Annotated in this window: 17 protein-coding genes; 11 read left to right on the forward strand and 6 right to left on the reverse strand. The window is 66.7% G+C overall.

Annotation, left to right across the window (positions count from 1 at the left end):
- Positions 1–306: 306 nt before the first annotated feature.
- From ehuB to ehuA, 4 genes are read left to right on the forward strand one after another with little or no spacing between them, the layout of a single operon-like run.
- Positions 307–1200, forward strand: a complete 894-nt coding sequence (ehuB, locus tag ACLQ3J_RS00005; RefSeq protein ID WP_169620403.1) for an ectoine/hydroxyectoine ABC transporter substrate-binding protein EhuB — start codon at positions 307–309, stop codon at positions 1198–1200.
- 16 nt (positions 1201–1216) lie between these two features.
- Complete coding sequence (gene ehuC / locus ACLQ3J_RS00010) at positions 1217–1954, forward strand: ectoine/hydroxyectoine ABC transporter permease subunit EhuC (RefSeq protein WP_169620404.1); 738 nt, start codon at positions 1217–1219, stop codon at positions 1952–1954.
- Positions 1951–2595, forward strand: coding sequence for an ectoine/hydroxyectoine ABC transporter permease subunit EhuD (ehuD, locus tag ACLQ3J_RS00015; RefSeq protein WP_169620405.1), 645 nt, complete (start codon positions 1951–1953; stop codon positions 2593–2595). Before ehuC ends, ehuD begins: the two co-directional genes overlap by 4 nt.
- A gap of 49 nt (positions 2596–2644) precedes the next feature.
- On the forward strand, positions 2645–3409 hold the full coding sequence (gene ehuA / locus ACLQ3J_RS00020) for an ectoine/hydroxyectoine ABC transporter ATP-binding protein EhuA (protein WP_169653184.1): 765 nt from the start codon (positions 2645–2647) through the stop codon (positions 3407–3409).
- A 13-nt stretch (positions 3410–3422) separates the two neighbouring features.
- Here the strand turns inward: ehuA and ACLQ3J_RS00025 are convergent, their stop codons facing one another.
- On the reverse strand, positions 3423–4967 hold the full coding sequence (locus ACLQ3J_RS00025) for an adenylate/guanylate cyclase domain-containing protein (protein ID WP_169620407.1): 1545 nt from the start codon (positions 4965–4967) through the stop codon (positions 3423–3425).
- Between the two features lie 42 nt (positions 4968–5009).
- Here ACLQ3J_RS00025 and nucS point away from each other — a divergent pair, with 42 nt between their 5' ends.
- The 3 genes from nucS to ACLQ3J_RS00040 all read left to right on the forward strand — a co-directional run bounded on the left by nucS (position 5010) and on the right by ACLQ3J_RS00040 (position 6791).
- Complete coding sequence (gene nucS, locus ACLQ3J_RS00030; RefSeq protein ID WP_296549320.1) at positions 5010–5684, forward strand: endonuclease NucS; 675 nt, start codon at positions 5010–5012, stop codon at positions 5682–5684.
- A 2-nt stretch (positions 5685–5686) separates the two neighbouring features.
- Positions 5687–6013 carry an ATP/GTP-binding protein gene (locus ACLQ3J_RS00035; protein ID WP_169620409.1) on the forward strand — a complete coding sequence of 109 codons (327 nt, stop codon included), beginning with the start codon at positions 5687–5689 and terminating at the stop codon, positions 6011–6013.
- 103 nt (positions 6014–6116) lie between these two features.
- Positions 6117–6791: a DNA alkylation repair protein gene (locus ACLQ3J_RS00040; protein WP_425901829.1), complete on the forward strand. Its 675-nt coding sequence runs from the start codon at positions 6117–6119 to the stop codon at positions 6789–6791.
- Positions 6792–6803: 12 nt separating this feature from the next.
- Here ACLQ3J_RS00040 and ACLQ3J_RS00045 read toward each other — a convergent pair whose 3' ends face one another.
- Both ACLQ3J_RS00045 and mce read right to left on the reverse strand, forming a co-directional pair.
- A complete protein-coding gene (locus ACLQ3J_RS00045) occupies positions 6804–8072 on the reverse strand; it encodes a hypothetical protein (protein ID WP_425901831.1) in 1269 nt (422 codons plus the stop codon).
- A gap of 90 nt (positions 8073–8162) precedes the next feature.
- The gene (mce, locus tag ACLQ3J_RS00050; protein ID WP_378528490.1) at positions 8163–8648 is read right to left on the reverse strand and encodes a methylmalonyl-CoA epimerase; all 486 of its coding nucleotides are present in this window, start codon (positions 8646–8648) and stop codon (positions 8163–8165) included.
- A gap of 102 nt (positions 8649–8750) precedes the next feature.
- On the opposite strand from mce, the gene ACLQ3J_RS00055 reads away from it, so the two are divergent.
- From ACLQ3J_RS00055 to ACLQ3J_RS00065, 3 genes are all read left to right on the forward strand, one after another.
- Entirely contained in the window at positions 8751–9950 is a 1200-nt protein-coding gene (locus tag ACLQ3J_RS00055; protein ID WP_425901833.1) for an acetyl-CoA C-acetyltransferase, read from the forward strand.
- A gap of 91 nt (positions 9951–10041) precedes the next feature.
- The gene (locus ACLQ3J_RS00060; RefSeq protein ID WP_169620413.1) at positions 10042–10401 is read left to right on the forward strand and encodes a DUF3817 domain-containing protein; all 360 of its coding nucleotides are present in this window, start codon (positions 10042–10044) and stop codon (positions 10399–10401) included.
- Positions 10402–10494: 93 nt separating this feature from the next.
- Positions 10495–11382 carry a tetratricopeptide repeat protein gene (locus tag ACLQ3J_RS00065; protein ID WP_169620705.1) on the forward strand — a complete coding sequence of 296 codons (888 nt, stop codon included), beginning with the start codon at positions 10495–10497 and terminating at the stop codon, positions 11380–11382.
- A 38-nt stretch (positions 11383–11420) separates the two neighbouring features.
- Here the strand turns inward: ACLQ3J_RS00065 and ACLQ3J_RS00070 are convergent, their stop codons facing one another.
- From ACLQ3J_RS00070 to ACLQ3J_RS00080, 3 genes are read right to left on the reverse strand one after another with little or no spacing between them, the layout of a single operon-like run.
- Positions 11421–12872, reverse strand: coding sequence for a metallopeptidase (locus ACLQ3J_RS00070; protein WP_425901835.1), 1452 nt, complete (start codon positions 12870–12872; stop codon positions 11421–11423).
- A 30-nt stretch (positions 12873–12902) separates the two neighbouring features.
- Positions 12903–15113: a 1,4-alpha-glucan branching protein GlgB gene (gene glgB / locus ACLQ3J_RS00075; RefSeq protein ID WP_169620415.1), complete on the reverse strand. Its 2211-nt coding sequence runs from the start codon at positions 15111–15113 to the stop codon at positions 12903–12905.
- Positions 15110–17128, reverse strand: a complete 2019-nt coding sequence (locus ACLQ3J_RS00080; protein ID WP_425901836.1) for a maltotransferase domain-containing protein — start codon at positions 17126–17128, stop codon at positions 15110–15112. The genes glgB and ACLQ3J_RS00080 overlap by 4 nt, the downstream gene beginning before the upstream one ends.
- A gap of 389 nt (positions 17129–17517) precedes the next feature.
- Between ACLQ3J_RS00080 and glgP the strand changes: the two genes are divergently transcribed.
- Positions 17518–20094 (forward strand): alpha-glucan family phosphorylase, encoded by a 2577-nt coding sequence (glgP, locus tag ACLQ3J_RS00085; RefSeq protein WP_296549315.1) that lies wholly within the window; start codon positions 17518–17520, stop codon positions 20092–20094.
- The last annotated feature ends 39 nt before the right edge of the window (positions 20095–20133 follow it).

Raw genomic sequence — 20133 nt, forward strand, 5'->3', positions numbered from 1 at the left:
CGCCGATGGTACTGCACTCGACAGGGTGTGGGAGAGTAGGACACCGCCGAACACCCGTTTGCTGGAGGCCCCCAACTTTTGTTGGGGGCCTTCAGTGTTTTGTGTGGAGGAGGGGACCCGCGGGTGTGGTTCCCTTTTTTCGTTCGCGCGGAACCGTCAGGTTACGAGATGGTAACGACGTGGTTCTGGGTCCCGCTTTGCCACGTGATGTGGGTAACGTCCGCTGGTGCAAGATCCGCTTGGATCGTGCTGCACGGCGGTGCGCATCCTCCCGGGTCGTTCTAGGGCGACGAGAGGGATCAGACCATGAAGAACAGGTTCGGCTCGGCCGGAATTGTGAAGGCCGCTGCCACTCTTGCGGGATTCGGACTTGTCGGCGCGTCCATGACGGGATGCACAAGCGTCGACAACTCGGGCGAGGGGTCGACTCTCCAGCGACTCCAGGACTCCGGCACCGTCACGGTCGGCTTCGCCGGCGAGGCGCCCTACAGCTTCATGCAGGACGGCGAACTGACCGGCGCAACGGTCGCGCTGCACAGGGAGATCTTCTCGAACCTCGGCATCGACAACGTGGAGGGCGTGGCTACCGACTTCGGTGCCCTCATTCCGGGTCTGCAGGCTGGACGCTTCGACGTCGTCAGCGCCGGCATGTCGATCCTTCCCCAGCGGTGCGAACAGGCTTTGTTCAGTGAGCCGGAGTTCAACTACACGACCGCTCTGATGGTTCCTCAGGGCAACCCTCAGCAGCTCAGTGACATGCAGACCATCGCGGACAAGGATGTCCGGATGGCTGTGCTGACCGGTGCGATCGAGTCGGACTACGCGTCGTCGCTCGGTATCGACGCGATGCAGGTGTCCTCACCGCAGGACGGCATGGACGCGGTCATCAACGGACGTGCCGATGTCTTCGCATTGACCGGTATCTCCCTGAACTGGATGAAGCAGAACAACGAGAATGCTCCCGTCGAGGTCACCGAGTCGTTCGTCGCCGAAATCGACGGCGTTCCCCAGGTGGGAGCGGGTGGCACCGTGTTCCGCACGGAAGACACGGAACTCCGCGATGCCTACAACGCCGAACTGGCCAAGATCACGTCGGACGAGGCCACCTACCTCTCGATCGTCGGGGATTACGGCTTCACCGCGGAGGAGATGCCGGATCCGAACCTGACCACGGAGACACTGTGCGAGGGCACCGCCTGAGCGCGGGCTGCGGACAATGGCTTCGGAGTCCAACTTCGAGCAGTTTCGAGATGCAATCCCGCGCCTGTTCGACGGGATCATCGTCACGCTCGAACTGACCATCGGTAGCGCGTTCTTCGCGTTCCTTCTGGCGCTTGCGCTGGGCCTTGCCGGCGGCGCGAAGAATCTCGCGCTGCGCGGCAGTGCGCGTGTGTTCATCGAATTCTTCAGAGGCACCTCACTGCTGGTCCAGTTGTTCTGGTTCTTCTATGTGCTGCCTCTGTTCGGGTACCGCCTCGAACCGATCGTGTGCGGCATCCTGGCTTTGTCGCTGAACTACGGCGCCTACGGTGCGGAGGTCGTCCGCGGCGCCATCGCGTCGGTTCCACGACCCCAATGGGAGGCGGCGACCGCCTTGAACTTCGGGTACTGGCAACGGCTGCGCCGAGTGATCTTTCCTCAGGCCTGGGCGGAGATGATTCCTCCTCTGACCAATCTCCTCATCCAGTTGCTCAAGGGCACTGCGCTTGCGAGTTACATTCTGCTGCAGGATCTCACGTTCGAGATCGAACAGTTGCGGCAGAACACCGGCGACACGTTGTTCGCGTTCGGAATCGGCCTCGTCCTCTACTTCGTGGTCGGGTACATCCTCACGCTGGTGATGAACGCGCTCGAGGTACGCGCGAAGAGTCGCCTCGGCACCGGTCCGAGTATGCGTGAGATCTTCGGGGTCGCGCCGGCTCTGGACGAACCCGCGGGGGTGGTGAAGTCGTGACCGTCGAATGGAGTTGGCAACGCGCCGGAGAGGCGCTGCCCGTGTTGCTCGAGGGCTTCCGCATCACGCTGCTGGCGACGGTGCTGGGTTTCGCTCTCGCTGCTGTGCTGGGTCTGGCCGTGGCGATCATGCGGCGCTCGCTCCCCAAGGTGCTCGCAAAACTGCTCTCGGCGATAGTCGAGTTCATCCGGCTGACACCGCTCGTCGTGCAGTTGCTGTTCGTCTACTACCTGCTCCCGCAATTCTCGGCACTGCAAATCGGTATCGCGGTACTCGGTATCCACTACGCGACGTATATGGCCGAGGTCTACCGGGCGGGGATCGAAGCTGTCCCGGTGGGGCAGTGGGAAGCGGCACGCGCGTTGTCTTTGCCACCCGCCCGAACGTGGCGGGCGGTGATCCTGCCACAGGCGATTCGCCGGGTCGTTCCGGCTCTCGGCAACTATGCGGTCTCGATGTTCAAGGACACCCCGTACCTCTTCACCATTTCCGTGGTGGAGATGGTCACGGCCGCGCAGCAATTCGGGGCAAGAAACTTTCAATATCTCGAGCCACTGACGATGGCGGGGCTGATCTTCCTCGCCGCGAGCTATCCCACGTCGGTGCTCATCCGCAGATTGGAGCGTCGACTTGCCTACTGATCCGGCCCTCGAGGAACACTCCCTCACGGGCGACAGGTCCACTGTGCCGATGATCGAATTCGACTCGGTCGTCAAGAAATTCGGCGACAACGTCGTTCTCGATCATCTCGACTTCACGGTGGCAGCAGGGGACAGGGTGACGCTGATCGGCCCCAGCGGCTCCGGCAAAACCACCATCCTGCGTCTGCTCATGACGTTGGAGAAGGTGGACGGCGGGGTCATCCGGGTCAAAGGTGAACCGCTCAGCCACGAACGAAAAGGGGACCGTCTGGTTCCCGCGTCGGAGCGGCACCTCCGATCGATGCGCCGCAGCATCGGCATGGTGTTCCAGCAGTTCAACCTGTTCCCGAACATGAACGTGATGGAGAACCTCACGGAGGCGCCCATCCACGTGCTCGGGCGCAAGAAGTCCGAAGCGCAGGAGCGCGCGCGTGAATTGCTCGCGACGGTCGGACTGTCGGACAAGGAGAGTGCGCATCCGACGCAGCTGTCCGGTGGGCAGCAGCAGCGTGTGGCGATCGCCCGGGCGCTCGCAATGGACCCCGACATCCTGCTTCTCGACGAGGTGACCTCGGCGCTCGACCCCGAACTCGTTGCGGATGTGCTCGACGTGCTGCGCACCATCGCCGACACGACCGACATCACGATGCTCATCGTCACGCACGAGATGCACTTCGCGCGAGACGTATCCAATCGCGTGCTGATGTTCGATCAGGGTCGCATCGTCGAGGAAGGCTCGCCCGAGCGCATCTTCACCGATCCCGCACACGAGCGAACACGGAGATTTCTCGACGCGATCATCGCGGGAGAATGAGCGCCCGGGATCGTCAGTAGGACGGAACGGCCAGGTGGGTAGCTTCGGCCCGTCCTCGGAGCACCACTTCTTCGCCCAGCGTCCACCGGGAGCGTTCCGCGCCGGACGTGGCGTCGAGCGCACGGCGTGACGCGACGACGTGTCCGGGCACGGTTTTCGCGAGTTCGGAGAGGCGTGCCGCCTCGTTGACCGGGTCTCCGATCACCGTGTACTCGAACCGCTCCTCGGCACCGATGTTGCCGGCCACCGCAATCCCGGCGGTGATGCCGATGCCCGCACGGCATTCGGGTACCTCGGCCTCGAGACGCTGCGCCATCTTCCGGGCGGCAGCCAGTGCCCGCCCGGGAGCGTCGTCGACCGCAACCGGGGCACCGAAGATCGCGAGCGCGGCGTCACCCTCGAACTTGTTGACGAAGCCTCCGGCGGAATGGACCTCGTCGACGACGACGGCGAAGAATCGGTTCAGCAGTTCCACGACCTCGGAGGGGGGTCGGCTCGCCGCGATCCCGGTGGACCCGATGATGTCGATGAACAGCACCGCGACGTCCCGTTCCTCACCACCGAGGGTCTCTGCCCGGTTCAGCGCTGCCGCTGCGACGTCACGTCCGACATGTTTACCGAACACCTCCCGCATACGTTCCCGTTCGCGCAGGCCCTCGGCCATCCGATTGAAGCCGGCCTGCAACTGGCCGAGTTCGGTGCCGTCGTAGACGACGACCGCTTCGTCGAATCGCCCCTCTTCGATTCGGCGCATCCCGAAACGCACGGACTCGATGGGAGCGATCGTGGATCGTACGGTCAGGTACATCAGGAGTGAGCCCGTGAACAGCGCAACCGTTCCCAGGACGAGGATCGTGATCGCGAGGCGGGTCGTGGTGACCGGGCGGACGAAGGTGAACACCGCCACGAAGATCAGCCCGACGACGGGCACGGCGCTGCCGAGTGCCCACGCGAGCATCACCCGGCCGGTGGTGCCGGCGAACTTCCGGCGTGGTGGTGTGCCCGCTTCGAGGGCCCTCGCGGAAATAGGGCGGAGTGCGAACTCCGTGAACATGTATGCGAAACCGCACACGGTAACCCCGGCGAGCGTGATGGTCAGGGCCACCTTGGGAATCGTCTCGGCGTCGACGATGCCGAAGCACGTGGTGAAGAAGACGAACCCGACGAACCACAGTGCACCCTGCTGAAGGGTGATCCGCCACGGCATCGTGAGAGCGATGCGCTGCTCGTCGGCGGTGGGTGGCCGGTTCTCCAGCGCCCACCGCAACCGGCGGAGGGCCCCGCGGGTGAACAGGACCGACCCCAGGACGATCGCGACCCCCACGTACACCGGCGCAAGGATCGCGGTGATCACGAGGAATTCGGAGGTGAGGACCGATGGGCCGGGGATCACCACGTTGATGAGCGCGGCCACGATCGCCGCCCCCACAAGGTGCGTCCCGATCAGCGACAGGGTGAGCAACAACTGGATGCGGATGCGCTGCCGCCGGACGGGTTCGGCGGGTTCACCGAGGATCGCGGACCCGAGCGGTGCGGTGCGGTTGCTGCGTGCTGGCATGGTCGTTCGAGAGTAGTCGAGCAGATCCACTAGGGTAGGTCCGTGCGTCTAGTGATTGCCCGTTGCCGTGTGGACTACATCGGACGCCTGACGGCGCACCTGCCCACGGCGCGCCGACTCCTGCTCGTCAAGGCCGACGGGTCGGTGAGTATCCACGCCGACGACCGCGCCTACAAACCTCTCAACTGGATGAGCCCGCCGTGCTGGCTCGTCGAGGAACCGGCCGACGAGGCGCAGGCGCTCTGGGTGGTGACCAACAAAGCCGGCGAGGAACTGCGGATCACGCTCGAGGAGATCGAGCACGACTCGAGTCACGAACTCGGGGTGGACCCCGGTCTCATCAAGGACGGCGTGGAAGCGCACCTGCAGGAACTTCTCGCGGAACACGTGGAGACGCTCGGCCAGGGATTCACGCTCGTCCGGCGCGAGTACCCGACAGCGATCGGTCCCGTCGATCTGCTGTGCCGGGACGCCGACGGCGCCACGGTGGCCGTGGAGATCAAGCGTCGCGGTGAGATCGACGGCGTCGAACAGCTCACGCGCTATCTCGAACTTCTCAACCGCGACCCGCTCCTCGCCCCGGTCACCGGAGTGTTCGCTGCCCAGCAGATCAAGCCGCAGGCGAAGACCCTGGCGACGGATCGCGGGATCCGCTGCCTCGTCCTCGATTACGAGGCGTTGCGTGGCACCGAGAGCACCGAGTTCAGATTGTTCTGACGGTGCCCCGCCGCAATCGTCCCCCTACGTCGTCGCGCAGGCGCGGACACGCCGAATCGGAGAGCGCCTCCTTCGGTTACGCCACCAGCCGCACCGAGAACGGTCCGGCAGGAGCTGACGACGAGAGGTACACGGTGCGGACAGTGCCGGGAAGCCGCGCCACCAAGCCGTACCGGTGCCCGGGATGCGACCACGAGATCGCGCCCGGCACACCACACGTGGTGGCATGGCCCGTCGACACTCCGGGCGGCGCCGACGACAGACGGCACTGGCACAACGGGTGCTGGAAGGGACGCGGAACGCGGCGGCCCACGCGTCGGTGGTCCTAGCGACAGTGCTCCCTGCCGGCAAGATCGGGTGGTGTCCACCCTCCCCGTCGTAGTCTGTCGTCGTGGCGCTGCCGATGGCGGGACGTGAGCACTGGAGGCACGGATGACCGAGACGACAGTGGCGGATGTGATGGCCGAACTTGCTGCACTCGAGGACCCGAAGGCACGTGCGGTCAACGAGAAACACGGCGACGACCACGGCGTGAATCTCAGCAGGCTACGGGCGCTCGCGAAGCGCTTGAAGACCCAGCACGAGCTCGCGCGGGGGCTCTGGGACACCCGGGACACAGCGGCGAGGCTGCTCGCGCTCCTGATCTGCCGGCCCAGGTCGTTCGAGCGTGACGAACTGGACGCGATGATGCGTGACGCGCGTGCTCCCAAGGTGCGGGTCTGGCTGGTGAGCTTCGTCGTGAAGAAGAGCCCGCACGCAGAGGAACTGCGCGCGCGCTGGTTCCGTGACCCGGACCCGGCGGTCGCGAGTGCCGGCTGGGATCTGACCGCCGGACTGGTGGCCACGGATCCGGCCCGGCTGGACCTGGACGGACTCCTCGACATCGTCGAGACAGAGATGAAAGATGCTCCCGACACACTGCAATGGTCGATGAACACCTGCCTCGCCCAGATCGGGATCGAGCACGCTCACCACAGGCAACGCGCGCTCGAGATCGGGGAGCGGTTGAGAGTTCTCGCGGACTACCCGACGTCACCGGGCTGCACGTCGCCGTACGCCCCGGTCTGGATCAGCGAGATGGTCGGCCGCCGCCAGGGAGCAGGGTAGTCGCGCGACGCGTCAGTTTCTGACCTTGCTGGCGACCGCGGGGGAACGTCCCTGGATATTCGGTCCGGAGCCCGTGGTGTTCCGAGGCTGCGTTCCGGAACCGCGGACGCCGTCGGCGGATTTCGGGGTCTCGGTCTTCTCGGTGTCGGTCTTCTCGGTGTCGGTCTTCTCGGCGGTGTCGGATTTCCCGGTGCCGGCGTTCTTGCCGCTGTCCGTGGTGCGTCCGGTCTCACCGGCTGCCGCGTCGTCCCGGTCCGCTCGCGCAGGCGGGGCGACCCGTCCCTCGGTATCCGCGGTCGCCTTCGGCTTCGCCGCGGGAGTGCCGCCCTCCGTGTTGCGATCGCGGGGAGCGCCGCCACCGGCCGTGTTCCCACCGGCCGAAGTGCTGCCACCGCCCGGACGGGGGGTATCGAGCGAGATCTCCCGGTCGAGCAACTCGCCTTCGCGGTTGATCGCGGCGAGCATGGTCGGCACGTCGTCGAGCTGTTCGCGCACCGCATCGAGCTGGCCGAGGATGCGTCCGCGCAGCATCCGCATTTCCTCCGTGAGGTCGCGGGCGTTGGCGACCTTGCGCTCGGATTGTTCGGTGGCAGTCGCGAGTCGACGGGCGGCTTCCTGCGTCGCCACATCGATACGTCGTTCGGCTTCGGCCTTGCTCGTGCGCTCGAGGTTGTCGAGTTCGCCGAGAAGCTTGCTGCGACGTTCGGCCATCGTGATCTCGAAGTCCTGCTGAACCTGCTCGCGCTTGCTTTCGGCCTCGGCGGCGTGGCGGTCGGCCTCGGCGCGCGCAGCCGCGACGATGCGGTCGGCTTCCTTGCGCGCGGCAGCCATCGTCCGCTTGTGCTCGTCCTCGAATGCGCGGCGCCGTTCTTCGAGCTCTGCGAGCTTCTGTTCGTAGTCGCCGCGGAGTCTGATGCCCTCCTGCTCGGCGAGCGAAATCATTTCCGCGGAGTCGGCCTCGGCGCGCGCCCGCAACTCGGATGCTTCGTCCGAGGCGAGGCGCAGCATCCGGGAGATGCGGTCACTCATACCCTCGGCGGTGGTGGGGGGCACCGACAGCCGGTCCACATCGCGGCGGAGCTCGTCGATCTCGTTGCGCGCATTCTCGAGCTGGCGCGCGAGATCGCGGGCCTGCGCGGACGCGGCGTCGCGGTCGGTCGCGGTCACGCGTAACTCGGCCTCGAACCGCGCGAAGTAGTTGGTTACCTCGTCGCGGTCGAAGCCTTTTCGCACGATCGAGAACGGCAGGTGGCTGGGGGTGCGATCACGATCGAAGACCATGGCGACAATCTACCTGCTGAGGCCGGAGGACACGCTGCGCTCCCGCCGAAACGCGGGCGGGAACGCAGACTCGTGATCCGTCCGCGTGGCTCAGTGCGCGGCGTGAGCGGCCGGCTCGACCAATTCGACGAGAACGCCGCCCGCATCCTTCGGGTGGAGGAAGTTGATGCGGGAGTCGGCGGTGCCGCGACGCGGGGCGTCGTACAGCAGCCGGACGCCGTTGGCTCGCAATGCGGCGGCGACCGCGTCGAGATCGGACACGCGGTATGCGAGCTGCTGCAATCCCGGACCGCTGCGGTCCAGGAACTTGGCGATCGTCGAATTCTCGTTCAGCGGAGCGAGCAGCTGGATCTGGGTCGCGCCCTCCGGACTGCCCGGCACGGACAGCATCGCTTCCCGGACACCCTGTTCCTCGTTGACCTCTTCGTGTGTGGACACGAGGCCGAGGTTCTCGGCGTACCACGTGAGAGCGGCATCGAGGTCGGGCACCGCGATGCCGACGTGATCGATCGCGGTGACGAGCCCGGTCGCGAGAAGCGCAGCGGCCGGCGTGGAGGTGGGAGAGATCTCGGTCATGTTCTAGACGGTAGCGTTAACGTTGAATGCGTTCATATCGGGAGTGATGTTTCAGGCCCGGTTGGGCGCCCCACATTTCCCCGATCGTCGGAGGTCGTTTCCGTGAGCAGTTCTGTCATCGTCGCCGGAGCCCGTACGCCCATGGGGCGCCTGCAGGGTTCACTCAAGGACCTCTCCGGCTCCGACCTCGGCGGCGTCGCGATCAAAGGCGCCCTCGAGAAGGCCGGCGTTGCGCCCGAACAGGTCGAGTACGTGATCATGGGGCAGGTTCTCACCGCGGGTGCCGGTCAGATCCCCGCGCGGCAGGCCGCAGTGGCCGCCGGCATTCCCATGGACGTGCCCGCGCTGACCATCAACAAGGTGTGCCTGTCGGGCATCAACGCGATCGCCATGGCCGATCAGATGATCCGTGCCGGCGAGTTCGACGTCGTCGTCGCCGGTGGGCAGGAGTCGATGAGCCAGGCGCCGCACATGCTCGAGAAGAGCCGTGCCGGATTCAAGTACGGCGATGTGACGCTGCGCGACCACATGGCGTACGACGGGCTGCACGACATCTTCACCGACCAGGCGATGGGCAACCTCACCGAGTCCGCCAACAGCGGAGAACGTTTCGTCTCGCGCGAGGAGCAGGATGCCTTCGCCGCGGCGTCGCACCAGAACGCGGCGCGCGCCTGGAAGGACGGCCTGTTCGACGAGGAGGTCGTGCCCGTCGCCATTCCGCAGCGCAAGGGCGACCCCATCATGTTCGCCGCCGATGAGGGAATTCGCGCCGACACCACCACCGAGTCCCTCGGCAGGTTGCGTCCGGCGTTCTCCAAGGACGGCACCGTGACGGCCGGTTCGGCCTCGCAGATCTCCGACGGTGCCGCTGCGGTCGTGGTGATGAGCAAGGACAAGGCCGAGGCACTCGGCCTGAGCTGGATCGCGGAGATCGGCGCCCACGGTGTGGTCGCCGGACCGGACTCGACGTTGCAGTCGCAGCCGGCCCGTGCGATCGCCAAGGCGTGCGAGCGCGAGGGTGTCGATCCTCAGGACCTCGATCTGATCGAGATCAACGAGGCTTTCGCGGCGGTGGGCATCGTCTCGGCCCGTGAACTCGGCATCGACGCCGACAAGGTCAACGTCAACGGTGGCGCCATCGCGCTCGGGCACCCCCTCGGCATGTCCGGTGCCCGCATCGCCCTGCACCTCGCGCTGGAGTTGAAGCGTCGCGGCGGTGGCATCGGCGCGGCTGCGCTGTGCGGCGGCGGCGGCCAGGGCGATGCGCTCATCGTTCGCGTGCCGAAGCCTGACGCGCACTGAGCACGATTACGGCCCCGGCGCACTCCGCCGGGGCCGTGATGTCTCTCACCCCCACTACGGGTCGTCGTAGTCCTCCGGCACAATGGGCGCCATGACGAACATCTTCGACCTGTCCACCCCCGCGAAGCGGTTCCGCCTCGTGGCGATCTGGGAAGCTGTGACGTGGCTCGCGCTCTTGATCGCCATGTTCTTCAAGTGGGTGCTCGGGTACGAAGAAGCGATCGCCATCCCGGGCATGGTGCACGGCGTGGCCGGTTTCATTCCGTTCGTTCTCATCGCGCTTCTCACCGCGTGGGCGCTGAAGTGGGACCTGAAGACCACCTTCCTGGCGCTCGTCTCGAGTGTCCCGCCGTTCGGCACCATCGTCTTCGAGCGCTGGGCCGTGCGCACCGGCCGTCTCGCCGAACTCTCCGCGCCCGAAAGCGCCGAAAAAGTCGACACGGCTGCCTGACCGCCCGGCACACCACCGCCCGGGCATGACAAACTGGAGAGCGTGACTCGACCCGGTTCCCGTCCAGCACGTTCCGCTGCCGCAGCCGCAGCAATGTCCGGCGCGGTGGATCTCGCGCCGCTCAAGGCGAGGGCCACCGCCCCACCGCCACCTCCGCCGAGTGCCGGTGCCTCCGGCGCAATCCCGTCGATCATCGACGTCACCGAAGCGACGTTCGAGGCCGAGGTTCTCGAGCGCTCGATGCAGGTGCCCGTGATCGTCGACCTCTGGGCGACGTGGTGCGAGCCCTGCAAGCAGCTGACCCCCTCCCTCGAGAAGCTTGCCGCAGAAGCCGGCGGCGAATGGGTGCTCGCGAAGGTCGATGTGGACGCCAACCCGCGGATCGCCCAGGCGTTCGGTGTGCAGTCGGTGCCCACCGTCGTCGCGATAGCAGCCGGGCAGCCTCTTGCCGACTTCCAGGGTGTCCAGCCCGAAGCCGCGTTACGGCAGTGGCTCGACGCGATCCGCGAGGCCGTCGCCGGCAAATTGTCGGGGCCCCCGAGCGCCGACGGTGAACCGGCCGAACAGCCCGTCGACCCGCGTTTCGAGGCTGCGGAGCAGGCTCTCGAGCAGGGCGATTTCGAGGGCGCCGAGGCCGCCTACCGGCTGATCCTCAACTCGGAGCCGAACAACACGGACGCGCAGGCCGCACTGCGGCAGGTCCGGTTCCTCGGCCGTGCGCAGCAACTCCCCGCCGACGCCGTCGAGCGCGCAGACGCGGCCCCGGCCGATCTCGACGCTCAACTGGCGGCGGCAGACGCCGAATTGTTCGCTCAGGACCCCGAAGCGGCGTTTGCACGCCTGATCGAATTCGTCCGTCGCAGCGCGGGTGACGAACGCACCGCGGCGCGTACCCGGCTGCTCGAACTGTTCGAGTTGTTCGACCCGGCAGAGGACTTCGTGGTCTCGGCGCGGCGCAAGCTCGCCATGGCGCTCTACTAGAACTTCACGACCGACCACACGTGTGTAACGGCCGCTGCCTACCGGTAGCGGCCGTTACACGCTGCTTCACCGCCGAGCACGCCGGTGCGGAACGCGTCGACCCGTGAGAAGCCACTGGGGACCGTGTTGCCGTTGACGTCGCTCGCGGCCAGGCCGTCGGTGAGCAGACCGGACACCGCCTCGTCGAGGTCACCGGGGGAGAGCCACACCATGTTCGCGTCGGGCCCCACCTCGGCCGCGAGCGGGCTCATCGGGCTCAGCGCGGCGCTGATCACGCCCGACAGACATGCCGCGCGGAGCGCCGTGCGAGGCTCGGTCAGCGATTGACCGTTCGCGTGCTGGACAGCCAGCGCATACCGCGACGCGATCAGCACGTACGCGTTGTAGTCGCCGCGGACATCGGCGCTGAATTCGTTGCCGGAGGAGTCCTCCGGTGTGCTGCGCTCGGTGAGCGCGGCGAGGTCCACTCCGATCGTGTTCCTGGCAGGGCAGTACGACACCGGGGAGGTGAACGCGGCGTCCGCACACGCGAGTTCGGCTCCCGAAAGATCCAGTGCCGGCGGGTCTGCCAGCTCGAATACGCGCTCGAACGACCGGAAGATGAGGTCGACGGAGTCCGCGGTGACCGGAAGCTCGCCGTCGTCGCTGCCGTCGAAGTATTGCGGCAGGTCCGCGCGGCGGGTCTCCACTTCCGCGGCGTCGATCTCCGCGCACGCCGCGGCGCCGTCGGTGAAGCCGATCTGGACGGCGGTGACCCGCTCGAACGCCGAGCCGTGGATGGAATCCGGATCGTTGGGATCGGTGTCGCGGAACAGCACCATCGACGCGAGCACCTTGTTGAGTCCGTCCGAGGTGTCGAGTTCGAAATGCGCCGCACGCCCCTCGGCGACGTGTCGCATGAACGCACCGGCAAAACAATCGGCCTGCTGTTCGAACACGATGCCGGGGTCGTCGTCGGCGATCAGCCCCGCCGTGTACTGGATCGCGTGACCGTACTCGTGCGCGAGGACCATGACGGCCGCCATCGGGCCGAAGTCCTCGATCAACTGGGGCATCAGATAGGAGCGGTCCCATCCGATGACGTCGCCGAGACTGCAATACGCCGCATTGACGAAGTCGAACGTCGGTTCCCCGCAGAACCGGGGGCCGCGCCGTTCGGAGGGATCCCACGACATGATGGTGGACACCGGCTCGAACGAACCCTTCGCGATCGTTCCGAACTCTCCACGCCAGTAGTCCTCGATATCGCCGATCGCGTTGCCCGCGAGAATGTCGATGGGACCACCGTCGGTGTTCTCGATGAGGACCCCGGCGTCGGGAACCCCGTCACGGGGCCCGCTGTACCCGCTCGTGACGGGCAGGCCGGCGACCGTGAAGGGGTTGTCGTAGACCGACACGGGCGTGCCGTCGATCTGTTGCGCACACCCTGCCAGCAGAACCATCGCGATCACCGGCACCGCCACCCGCTCGAACCGGCGTGTCCGTCTCACGTTGTGGTGCTCCTGTCGTCGAATGCGGGTTTACCCCCGCAGCGACAACCAGATGGCACCGTGCGCGGGCAACGTGACCCGAGCCGACGCGGGACGTCCGTGCCACGAATGCTCCGTGGCCTCCACCGCACCGAGGTTTCCGGTGCCGTGACCCTGATAAGCGGTCGCGTCCGTGTTGAGAATTTCTTCCCACGTGCCGGGTTCGGGTAAACCGACACGATAGTCCGCGTGAGTGCTGCCGGAGAAGTTGTGCAGGCACGCGACGACAGAGCCGTCACTGCCGAACCGCAGAAAGCTCAGCACGTTGTTGTGCGCGTCGTTCGCGTCGATCCACGAGTAACCCTCGGGTGAGCTGTCGAGCGTGTACAGCGCGGGGTGCGCACGATAGGTCCGGTTGAGGTCGCCGACGAGCCGCTGGATGCCGCTGTGGAGTGGCTGGTCGAGCTGCCACCAGTCCAGTCCGCGTTCCTCCGACCACTCGGCGACCTGACCGAACTCCTGACCCATGAACAGCAATTGCTTGCCCGGGTGTGCCCACATGTAGGCGAGCAGTGACCGGAGACCCGCGGCGCGGGTGTCGTCGTCGCCCGGCATCCGGGTCCACAGTGTGCCCTTGCCGTGCACGACCTCGTCGTGGCTGATGGGCAGCACGAAATTCTCGCTCCACGCGTACATCAGCGAGAACGTGATTTCGTGGTGGTGGAAGGTGCGGTGCACGGGGTCGCGCGACAGGTAACCGAGCGTGTCGTGCATCCAGCCCATGTTCCATTTCATGGTGAACCCGAGTCCGCCGACGTTCGTCGGGCGGGTGACACCGGGCCACGACGTGGACTCCTCGGCCACCGTCACGACCCCGGCATGCTGCTTGTGGATCGTCGCGTTCAGTTCCTGGAGGAATCCGACCGCCTCGAGGTTCTCGCGACCGCCGTAGATGTTGGGGGTCCAGCCGCCCGCGGGCCGCGAGTAGTCGAGATAGAGCATGGAGGCGACCGCATCGACACGCAGCCCGTCGATGTGGAACTCCTCGATCCAGTACAGCGCGTTCGCGACCAGGAAGTTCCGGACTTCGGCTCGTCCGTAGTCGAAGACGTAGGTACCCCAGTCCAGTTGCTCACCGCGCTGCGGATCGGCGTGCTCGTACAGCGCCGTTCCGTCGAATCGCGCGAGTGCCCATTGATCCTTGGGGAAGTGGGCCGGAACCCAGTCCATGATGACGCCGATACCTGCGGCGTGAAGCCGGTCGACGAACTCGCGGAAATCGTCGGGTGTGCCGAAACGCGAGGTCGGGGCGTAGTAGGACGTGACCTGATAGCCCCAGGACCCGCCGAACGGGTGCTCGGCGACGGGAAGCAGTTCCACGTGCGTGAAACCCGTCTCGAGGACGTACTCGGCAAGCTGGTCCGCCATTTCGAGGTAGGTCAGGCCGGGGCGCCAGGACCCGAGATGTACCTCGTACACGGCCATCGCCTCGCGCACGGGTTCGGAGGTCGCGCGGGCGGCGATCCAGTCGTCGTCGCGCCAGGTGTGGCTGCTCTCGGTGACACGGGAGGCGGTCGCCGGCGGCACCTCGGCAGCGAACGCCATCGGATCGGCCTTGTCGAGCACCGAACCGTCGTGACCGTGGACCCGGTACTTGTACAGGTCGCCCGGTCCGACTCCGGGGATGAAGACCTCCCACACTCCGCTGGAACCGAGCACCCGCATCGGTGCGGTTCGTCCGCCCCAGCCGTCGAAGTCGCCGACGACGGTCACGCCGCGTGCGTTCGGAGCCCACACGGCGAAGGACGTCCCTGCGACGGGGCCGTCCGGGGTGTCGTAGTGCTGCGGGTGCGCGCCGAGGATCTCCCACAGCCGCTCGTGCCGTCCCTCGTTGAACAGGTGACGGTCGAGTTCGCCGAGCGTCGGCAGGAACCGGTATCCGTCGGCGACGACGACGGTGTGGTCGAACGGGTACGTCACGACGAGGCGGTAGTCGGCCAAGTCGAATTGCGGGACCAGTGCGCTGAAGACGTCGTGGCCCACCGGCTCGAGCGGGTAATCGATACCGCCGATCCGCGCGGCAACCTTCTCCGCGCCCGGACGCAACGTGCGCACGACCGTGCCCTCCGGATGCGGGTGTGCGCCGAGGACGGAGTGGGGGTCGTGGTGCTCACCGGCGGCCAGTCGCGCGAGGTCTTCCGGGCGCGGACTGTGCCGCCGCCGCGGTGGTTCCTCGGAGGAAGTCGGTGGGGGCACTGTCACGTGAGTCTCCTGTAGGCGAGAGTCGATCGGGCCGGAATCCCGATCGGGGGCAGCACCATGATGTGCGCGACCGATTTCCACGGTTCGAGCCGCACATAGTTGGCTTGTCCCCAGATGTACTGTTCCCCGCTCACCTCGTCGTAAACGGGGAGCTGGTCCTGCCACTCGTGGCCGATGGACGGCATGTCCAGCCAGACGGTGCCTTCCTCGGCGCCGTACGGGTTGAGATTGACCACGACGAGCACCGCATCGCCGGTCACCGGATCGTGCTTCGAGTAGGCGATCAGAGCGTCGTTGTCGATGTGGTGGAAGGTGATGTTGCGCAACTGCTGTAAGGCGGGGTGTGCGCGCCGGATGCGGTTCAGGGTGGTCAGCCACGGCTCGAGCGATTCGCCGCGGCGTCGTGCCTCGTCGAAACGGCGTGGACGCAACTGGTACTTCTCCGAGTCGAGGTACTCCTCGCTGCCGGGACGAACGGCGAGGTGTTCGTAGAGCTCGTATCCGGAGTAGACGCCCCAGGTGGGGGACAGGGTCGCGGCGAGCGCGGCTCGCAACGCGAACATTCCGGGCCCACCGTGCTGCAGCGTCTCGTGCAGGATGTCGGGCGTGTTGACGAACAGGTTGGGCCGGGCCTCGTCGGCCTTGGCAGCGATCTCACGTCCGAATTCGGTGAGTTCCCACTTGGCCACGCGCCAGGTGAAATACGTGTACGACTGCGTGAATCCGCGTCGTGCCAGGCCGTACATCCGCGCAGGCCGAGTGAACGCTTCCGCCAGGAACAGCACGTCCTGATCGGTTTTCTTGACCTCGGCGATGAGCCATTCCCAGAAGTCCGGGGGCTTGGTGTGCGGGTTGTCGACCCGGAAGATCTTGACCCCCAGAGAGATCCAGTGCCGGACCACCCGGAGCACTTCGGCGTAGATCCCGTCGCGATCGTTGTCGAAGTTCACCGGATAGATGTCCTGGTACTTCTTGGGCGGGTTCTCGGCGTACGCGATGGTCCCGTCCGGCAGCACGGTGAACCACTCCGGATGGTCACGGGCCCAGGGATGATCGGGCGCGCACTGCAAAGCGAGATCGAGCGCGACCTCGAGTCCGAGTTCCTCGGCCCGCAGCACGAACTTCCGGAAACTGTCCTCGTCCCCGAGTTCCGGATGGATCGCGTCGTGGCCACCTTCCTCCGCCCCGATCGCCCACGGGGAACCCACATCGTCGGGGCCCGCGACGAGAGTGTTGTTGGGTCCCTTCCGATTGACCCTGCCGATCGGGTGGATCGGTGGCAGGTAGACGACATCGAACTCCATCGCCGCGATGCGCGGCAGATCCTCGGCCGCGGTCTCGAAGGTGCCGTGCCGGGGCGTGCCGTCCTCGTTCCAGCCTCCCGTCGACCGGGGGAAGAACTCGTACCATGATCCGAACAGGGCCCGCTTCCGGTCGACCACGATGGTGAAAGCTTTTCCCCGCGTGATGAGTTCGCGGAGGGGCTGAGCGCGGACGATCTCGGTGACGTCGGCGGAGAAGGCCGGTGCGACCCGCTCCGCCAGCGGCCGCTCGGAGCGCAGAGCCGCGGCGACGGCGAGCAGGGCGGGCCGGTTTCCGCGCAGTACGCCGCGCGCAGCCTTCTCGAAAATCCGTGCGCCGCTCTCGAGATCGTTGGCGAGGTCCTCCGGGCCCTGTCCCGCGGTTATCTTCGCGTCGACAGCGTGACGCCATGTGGACACCGGGTCGCTCCAGGCCTCGATGCGGTAGGTCCAGATGCCGGGGGTTGTGGGCGCGAACACCGCGTGGAAGGTGTCGGGTTCGGAGCCGGGCACCATCGGAATGCGGGTGAGCTTGGCCGGTGTCCCGGGTGCCGTGGCGGGCCCGCGCACGGCGAGCGTCGCGGCGATGGCGTCGTGGCCTTCGCGCCAGACGACCGCAGCGACCGGTACCACCTCGCCGACGACTGCCTTGGTGGGATACCGACCACCGTCGATCGATGGCTGGACGTCGTCGATGCCGAGGCGACCTGTCACGCTTGCTCCGTTCCGTACGGGACCGGGACGTACCCGGGCCGGGGCGTACTGCGGCCGTAGTTCGTGTCAACCGTAATGGAGGCGGCGGCACGGGGCCGATCATGTGGTGGTGACCTCGGGGATACCCGGTAACCGATGTGACGAACCGTATCGGTTACCACGGTTCACCGCGCGTGACTCCTGGGCAACACGCTCTTCCCTAACGTCTCCGGGGTGAGGTTCGACCGGTCTGCGGAGCAACACCGAAAGGGCGTACACCATGGGCACAGGCGGCGGGAACGGCCGGAATTGTCGGGCCTGTTCGGTTGTGGACGGGAATGTGCTCTGCGGCTTGTCGGTTCCGGCACCGGAGGCACCGCACACCGGCGGACATGAGTAGGCTTCCCAGAGTGAAAGCCTTGCGTCGGTTCACCGTACGAGCCCACCTTCCCGAGCGCCTCGCCGCGCTGGGGACTCTGACCTCCAACCTGCGGTGGTCGTGGCACCCGGAGACCCAGGATCTCTTCGCCGCCGTCGATCCCGAACTGTGGGAGCGATGCGGAAGCGACCCCGTCCGACTGCTCGGCGAGGTCCCGCCGGAGCGCCTCGACGCGCTCGCCGAGAACGAGGAGTTCCTCTCCCGGCTCGACGCCGCCGCGGCAGACCTCGACCACTATCTGGCCCGGCCCCGGTGGTATCAGCAACAGCAGGAGCGCGGGACCGCCGTGCCCGAGGGAATCGCCTACTTCTCGATGGAGTTCGGTGTCTCCGAAGTTCTGCCGAACTACTCCGGCGGACTCGGCATCCTCGCCGGTGACCACCTCAAAGCGGCCTCCGACCTCGGTTTGCCGCTGATCGGCGTCGGATTGCTCTACCGCTCCGGCTATTTCCGGCAGTCGCTCAGCGCCGACGGCTGGCAGGTCGAGCATTACCCTGCCTACGACCCGCAGGGACTGCCGATCAAGCTGCTCACCGAAGCCGACGGCACCACGGCGCTCGTCCAGGTGGAGATCCCGGGCGGCCGCACGCTCGACGCGCGGGTGTGGATCGCCCAGATCGGCCGGGTGCCGCTGCTGCTGCTCGACTCGGACATCGCGAGCAACGACGAACAACTCCGCGGCGTCACCGACCGGCTCTACGGAGGCGACCAGGACCACCGCATCAAACAGGAAATCCTGGCCGGGATCGGTGGGGTCCGCGCCGTCCGCGCGTACACCCGCATCCACGGCCTGCCCGACCCCGACGTGTTCCACATGAACGAGGGGCACGCGGGATTCCTCGGTGCCGAGCGCATCCGGGAACTCGTCACCGGCAGCGGCCTCGATTTCGACGAAGCGCTTGCCGCGGTCCGCGCCGGAACGGTCTTCACCACCCACACCCCCGTGCCCGCCGGCATCGACAGATTCCCGATCGAGCTTGTGCGCCATTACTTCTCGGGGCGTAACGGCGAAAACGAGTCGGCACTCCTTCCGGGCCTGACCGTCGACCGCATTCTCGCTCTCGGCCGCGAGTCGAACCCCGACGTCTTCAACATGGCTCACCTCGGGCTGCGGCTCGGCCAGCGCTGCAACGGCGTATCGAAACTGCACGGTGAAGTCAGCCGGCACATGTTCGAAGAGTTGTGGCCCGGTTTCGACGCCACCGAGGTCCCGATCGGGTCGGTCACCAACGGCGTCCACGCGCCCACCTGGGCGGCACGCGAATGGCTGGCACTGGCCGACCGGCTGGCAGGACCGGATCTCGTCGAGGAATCGCGCGGCTGGGAACTGCTCCAGACGGTCGACGCCAAGGAACTATGGGACATGCGCAACGACTTGCGCGGGATGCTCGTCCGCGAAGTGCGGCGTCGCCTGCGGAACTCGTGGATCGAACGCGGCGCGACCGACGCCGAACTGGGCTGGGTCGATTCCGTCTTCGACCCCGACGTGCTCACCATCGGTTTCGCGCGACGCGTGCCCACCTACAAGCGCCTGACCTTGATGCTGCGCGACCCGGAACGGTTGCGCGCGCTGCTGCTCGACCCCGAGCGGCCACTGCAACTGGTCGTCGCCGGCAAGAGTCACCCCGCCGACGACGGCGGCAAGGCGCTCATTCAGCAGGTCGTGCGATTCGCCGACGAGTACGGTGTCCGTCACCGCGTGGTGTTCCTGCCCGATTACGACATATCGATGGCGCGCTACCTCTACTGGGGCTGCGACGTCTGGCTCAACAACCCGCTGCGACCGCTCGAGGCCTGTGGCACCTCGGGGATGAAGTCGGCACTCAACGGCGGCCTCAACCTGTCCATCCGCGACGGATGGTGGGACGAGATGTACGACGGTGAGAACGGCTGGGCGATTCCGACCGCGGACGGGGTCGACGATGAGCGCCGCGACGACCTCGAGGCGGGTGCGCTGTACGAACTGCTCGAGCGTTCGGTCCTGCCGCGCTTCTACGATCGCGACATCGACGGGGTGCCCGGCCGGTGGATCGAGATGGTGCGGCACACCCTCGAAAACCTGGGACCCAAGGTGCTCGCGTCCCGCATGGTGCGCGACTACGCCGTCGACTACTACATTCCGGCAGCGGAGTCGGCGCGGACCGTCGCGGCCGACAACTTCGCCGGTGCGAAGGCTGTCGCCGAGTACCGGGAGCGCCTCGAAGCAGCGTGGCCCGGAGTGCGGGTCGCACACGTCGACACGGAGGGACTGCCCGAGGTTCCCGAGATCGGTTCACGGCTCGCGGTGACCGCTCACGTCGATCTCGGTGAGCTCACGTCCGGGGACGTCGAAGTTCAGGCCGTGATCGGCCGGGTCGGGTCGGACGACACGCTCAGCGATATCGTGTCCGTCCCGATGTCCCACACCGGCAGCGGATCGCTCGGCGACGTGTTCGAGGCCGACGTCCGGCTGCCGTTGGCCGGGCCCGTCGGTTACACCGTGCGAGTGTTGCCGCACCACGATCTGCTCGCCTCGCCGGCCGAGTTCGGGATGGTCGTGCTGCCCTGAGACCGGACCGGGTGGATCCGCACTCCGTCGTGGAGGTGG

It is taken from the genome of Rhodococcus sp. DT1 (genome assembly GCF_049844875.1).
Taxonomy (GTDB): domain Bacteria; phylum Actinomycetota; class Actinomycetes; order Mycobacteriales; family Mycobacteriaceae; genus Rhodococcus.

What these genes read in the sequence shown, in the direction of transcription:
- ACLQ3J_RS00060 (WP_169620413.1), top strand. Translation starts at nt 10,042, where the DNA reads ATGACGAACATCTTCGACCTGTCCACCCCCGCGAAGCGGTTCCGCCTC.
- ACLQ3J_RS00065 (WP_169620705.1), top strand. Translation starts at nt 10,495, where the DNA reads ATGTCCGGCGCGGTGGATCTCGCGCCGCTCAAGGCGAGGGCCACCGCC.
- ehuC (WP_169620404.1), top strand. Translation starts at nt 1,217, where the DNA reads ATGGCTTCGGAGTCCAACTTCGAGCAGTTTCGAGATGCAATCCCGCGC.
- ACLQ3J_RS00025 (WP_169620407.1), bottom strand. Translation starts at nt 4,967, where the DNA reads ATGCCAGCACGCAGCAACCGCACCGCACCGCTCGGGTCCGCGATCCTC.
- ACLQ3J_RS00045 (WP_425901831.1), bottom strand. Translation starts at nt 8,072, where the DNA reads ATGGTCTTCGATCGTGATCGCACCCCCAGCCACCTGCCGTTCTCGATC.
- mce (WP_378528490.1), bottom strand. Translation starts at nt 8,648, where the DNA reads ATGACCGAGATCTCTCCCACCTCCACGCCGGCCGCTGCGCTTCTCGCG.
- ehuA (WP_169653184.1), top strand. Translation starts at nt 2,645, where the DNA reads ATGATCGAATTCGACTCGGTCGTCAAGAAATTCGGCGACAACGTCGTT.
- ehuB (WP_169620403.1), top strand. Translation starts at nt 307, where the DNA reads ATGAAGAACAGGTTCGGCTCGGCCGGAATTGTGAAGGCCGCTGCCACT.
- ACLQ3J_RS00040 (WP_425901829.1), top strand. Translation starts at nt 6,117, where the DNA reads ATGACCGAGACGACAGTGGCGGATGTGATGGCCGAACTTGCTGCACTC.